Below are 4,573 nucleotides of genomic sequence, written 5' to 3' on the forward strand. Positions count from 1 at the left end.
AGATCAGTTTTCCAGGCCAGCATTTCATAATTTGGATTCAGTCTGCTTGTGTCAAGTCCATCGGCATAGAAAACAAATTCGTCGAGCAGGGAACTTTGTGTATTGGAGGCCGATATGGTTACATTCCGGTTGTAGTCGGCCAGCCGGTTATAACCAACCCCGATGGCAGCGCCGACCCAGCCCTTATCGCGGTTGCTGTTAAATGCAAAGACTCCTCCCAGGTTATTGAAAAGAAATTTGTACTTGAAATCGTTGTATTTCTGGGAATAGAAGGTTGATTGGGTTTTGTCGTAATAGATATCGGGGGTAAACGTGAGTTCACTTTTCCGGTAGACGCCGATACCGGCGGGATTGATGCTGAGGGCTGAAAAATCAGCGCCCAGGGCACCAAAAGCACTACCCATAGCCACGGAACGTGCCGTACCCATAGGAAAGTACTGACTGAACCGTATTGCATCACCATCGTTCTGGGCCAGCAGAAAAAGGCTGCTGCTCATCAGAACCACACCTGTTATCAGTAATCGTTTCATATTATTGGATTTTTATAGCAAATTTTTTCCTTTCTGGTTGCCGGTAATTGGTATACCAGCAACCATTCGGGAATATGTGTCAGTTGAATTACCTCCTGTGACCTCCTGAAGAAGAAGAGGAAGAAGACCTGCCGGAACTGCCGGAACTACCTGAGCTATAGGACCGCCCGGAGCTTCCGGAACTTCCTGAACTGCCAGAGCTGTATGACCGGCCTGAGCTTCCGGAATAGGATGAGCCGGACGACCTGCTTGAAGGGGTGTAAGACCGGCTGCTGCTACCGGAAGAGCGGCTGTATGAGCCGGAACTTCCTGAACGGTAGGTATTTCCGGAAGAACCTGATCCGGAACTCCTGTTGTAGGAAGGACGTGTGTAGCTTCCTTCGGAGTTGCCGTAGTAGGAACGGCTCCTATCGGGCGAGTTGTATGTGGAAGGACTGCGCCGCGGAGTGTTATAAGTACCCGTACTACCCGAAGGTCTGCTGTAAACAGGTTGGTAATTTCTGCGTTCGGTTCCGGCCGATCCGGCAGAGCGGGTGCCGGTATTACCGGATGAACCCTGCCCATAGCGCCCTGAAGGAACACGGGTAGTGGTAACATTGCTGCGGTTTGAATTTGGGTTATCATAATACCCGGTGGAACGGCGCCCGGTTGTTGACGTATTGGTCGTTGCGGCCGTGCGGGAAGTGGCAGTGCCGTTCTTCAGCGTGTTGCCGTCAGAAAACGACCTGCGGCCGGTTGTTGAAACATTGTAACTCCTGCCTGCGACTGATCTGTCAGAGGCGGTTGAATATCCACTGCTGAAACGGCCTCCCGATCCACCTGCACGACTCCTGTCGCTGTTCCTGTTGTAAATTCTTCCATAGGCCACGTCGTTCCTGTAGGAATAAGGCGTTCCGTAATAATAGTACGGTGAATAATATCCGTAGTACCCATCATAAAACCCATTGTAATAACCGTGGCGATAGCCATACCAGTAATTTCCGTACCAGGGATCGTACCAGGCCCAGTAGTATGGCCGGTAACCAAAGGAATACCAGTAGGGATCGTATCCCCAGCCAAAACTGAAGCCCCAGTATGGATATCCGGCGTAAATGCTGATGCCCCAGTCCCATGGATTGTAGGTGTACCAGTAAAGATCCGTAAAGAAGGGATCATAATACCCCCAGCCCCAGTAAAAGGAAGAATGAAACCTCCTTATACGGGAAGTATAGTAATAGTCATAAGGGTCATAATCATAATAATTGTTGATAACCACTGATTTGTTCTGATCATCCGGCACATAGTCGGACTGATAGTTTTCTCCCTCCTCTCTGCCGGAATAGTATTCCTGCTGTGAGGAAGAAGCAGTGGTATCCTGGGCATAAAGTTGCTGTTCCTTGGCGAGCCGGTATCTTTCATAATCAGACATGGTCTGATTGTCGCCTGTATTGGTTTCAGGCGCCGGCTGACTGACCCGGGCTGTTGAGGCAGGAACAGGGGCCGAGGTAACCACTGCCCTGTCCTTTGGAGAATAATAAATATCGTCGGTCACTGTGCCGGTCGTCTGGAACCCTGCTGAACAGGCCGTAAGCACTGCGGTCATTATCAGCATTATGGACAGTGGTGTTCTCATGGTTTGTTCCTCCCGATTATTTTAGTAAACTTGCATCCGTTTTTTCATTGCAATTCATAAAAATAGTAACAAATTTCATACCAAAACTCATTATGGCAAAAGTTTTAACAACACGTTCCGAAAATTATTCGCAATGGTATAACGATCTGGTAATCAAGGCCGGACTGGCTGAGAACTCTGCCGTAAGGGGATGCATGGTGATAAAACCCCATGGATATGCAATCTGGGAGAAAATGCAGGCAGCACTTGACCGCATGTTTAAGGAGACAGGTCACCAGAATGCTTATTTTCCCCTGTTTATACCCAAATCGTTTTTCAGCAAGGAAGCCGCCCATGTTGAAGGTTTTGCCAAAGAATGTGCCGTTGTTACCCATTACCGGCTTAAAAACGATGAAACCGGAAAAGGGATCATAATAGATCCCGAAGCCAAACTGGAGGAAGAGCTGATTGTTCGCCCCACCTCCGAAACCATCATCTGGAATACCTATAAAGGATGGATCCAGAGTTACCGCGACCTGCCCATTCTTATCAACCAGTGGGCCAATGTTGTGCGCTGGGAAATGCGAACACGGCTGTTTCTCCGCACAGCAGAATTTCTCTGGCAGGAAGGTCATACGGCCCATGCTACTGCCGCCGAAGCGATAGAAGAAGCCCGGAGAATGCTTGATGTTTATGCCGATTTCGCCGAAAACTGGATGGCTGTGCCCGTAATAAAAGGAAAGAAAAGCGAAAGTGAACGGTTTGCCGGTGCAGTGGAAACCTTGTGCATTGAAGGGTTGATGCAGGACGGAAAAGCTCTGCAGTGCGGTACTTCCCATTTTCTGGGGCAGAATTTTGCCAAAGCGTTTGATGTAAAATTCCTGAATAAAGAAGGGACCCTTGAATACGTGTGGGCCACTTCCTGGGGCGTATCAACCCGCCTGATGGGCGCCCTGATTATGGCTCATTCCGATGATAACGGACTGGTGATTCCTCCGCGTCTTGCTCCCCTGCAGGTTGTCATCGTCCCGGTATTCAAAACTGAGGAAGAACTGAAGAAGATCTCCGAAACTGCTGAGAAACTGATGGCCGGACTGAAAAAGGCCGGTATTTCAGTTAAGTACGATGATTCGGACAATCAGAAACCCGGCTGGAAATTCGCCGAATACGAACTAAAGGGTGTTCCTGTGCGCATTACCCTTGGCCCCCGTGATATTGCCAACGGAACAGCCGAAGTGTCGCGCCGCGATACCCTCGAAAAGAGCATTATACCTATTGAAAGCGTTGTCAATGAAATTCAGCCTCTGCTCGATTCCATCCAGAAAAACCTCTTCCAGCGGGCTCTTCGCTTCCGCGAAGAAAATACCCATGTAGCCAACAGTTACGATGAATTCAAGGAAATTCTTGAAACCAAAGGAGGATTTATTGCCGCCCACTGGGACGGAACCGTTGAAACAGAAGCAAAAATCAAGGAAGAAACAAAGGCTACCATCCGGGTTATTCCCTTTGATGCAAATCCTGAACCTGGCAAATGCATTGTTACCGGACGGCCCTCTGCTCAAAGAGCGTTATTTGCCATAGCCTATTAATGCTTTATTCTAATTCCTGACTATGGCGCGCAGGACAATACTCCCCGTGTGGAAATCACATTACAGGGTACAGGGCCTGGATGCCGATCTCATATCATTGGCCAAGGTTTCCGCCTTGTGCAACTACTTTCAGGAATCGGCCGGACAGCATGCCGATCATCTCGGGGTGGGATATGCTGCCCTTCTGAGCAAAGGAATGGTATGGATACTTTCCCGGCTTCGTATTCAAATTGAGGCATATCCGATACTGGGTGAAGAAATCGTTCTGGAAACCTGGCCGGCCGGAATTGACGGGTTGTTCGCCCTGCGAAATTTTACCATCGCCCGGGCCAATGGACAAAAAGTCATTAAAGGAACCTCTGCCTGGCTGGTGATAGAGAAAGATACCCGGAAGCCTTTGCGCGATGTAAGTGTTCTGTTGAAAAATATTCCGGAAAATCCTTTTTATGCAGGGGAAAACATTGATATTCCGAAAGTAAGACCTGTGCAAGGCTTAACAAAAACCGGAACTGTTACAGCCTGTTATAGCGACCTGGATGCCAATGCCCATGTGAACAACAACCGTTATATCGAATGGACGATGAATGCATTTGATGCTGAATGGTATCGCACCAGGCGGATCCACGATCTGGCCATTTCCTTCCTCAACGAACTCCATGCCGGAAACACACTTGATATCCTTAAAGTGCAGACCGGACAAGATATCTGGCAGGTTGAGGGACATAGTGCCAATAACGGGGAGATTGTTTTCCGCTCTCTGGTTTCTTTTACTGACTATTTTTGAGGAAGAAGCGAAATAGATTTCCGATTTCCCATTAATGAATTTCCGATTTCCGATTTCCCATTTCCCATTGATGAATTTC

General features: G+C 48.5%; 4 protein-coding genes. 2 read left to right on the forward strand and 2 right to left on the reverse strand.

Going from position 1 to position 4,573, the window contains the following annotated elements; translation table 11 throughout:
* Window positions 1–530, reverse strand: a 530-nt coding sequence (locus GX419_11005) for a hydrocarbon degradation protein (GenBank protein ID NLI25221.1), incomplete at its 3' end; no start/stop codon positions are given.
* 88 nt (window positions 531–618) lie between these two features.
* Window positions 619–2,142: a hypothetical protein gene (locus tag GX419_11010; GenBank protein ID NLI25222.1), complete on the reverse strand. Its 1,524-nt coding sequence runs from the start codon at window positions 2,140–2,142 to the stop codon at window positions 619–621.
* 92 nt (window positions 2,143–2,234) lie between these two features.
* Between GX419_11010 and GX419_11015 the strand changes: the two genes are divergently transcribed.
* On the forward strand, window positions 2,235–3,710 hold the full coding sequence (locus GX419_11015; protein ID NLI25223.1) for a proline--tRNA ligase: 1,476 nt from the start codon (window positions 2,235–2,237) through the stop codon (window positions 3,708–3,710).
* A 22-nt stretch (window positions 3,711–3,732) separates the two neighbouring features.
* A complete protein-coding gene (locus GX419_11020) occupies window positions 3,733–4,494 on the forward strand; it encodes a hypothetical protein (protein NLI25224.1) in 762 nt (253 codons plus the stop codon).
* Window positions 4,495–4,573 lie beyond the last annotated feature (79 nt).

The organism is Bacteroidales bacterium, assembly GCA_012517825.1.
Taxonomy (GTDB): Bacteria; Bacteroidota; Bacteroidia; order Bacteroidales; family JAAYUG01; genus JAAYUG01.

Excerpts from the sequence above, each read along its gene's own strand:
- GX419_11010 (NLI25222.1), bottom strand. The coding sequence starts at position 2,142 with ATGAGAACACCACTGTCCATAATGCTGATAATGACCGCAGTGCTTACG.
- GX419_11015 (NLI25223.1), top strand. The coding sequence starts at position 2,235 with ATGGCAAAAGTTTTAACAACACGTTCCGAAAATTATTCGCAATGGTAT.
- GX419_11020 (NLI25224.1), top strand. The coding sequence starts at position 3,733 with ATGGCGCGCAGGACAATACTCCCCGTGTGGAAATCACATTACAGGGTA.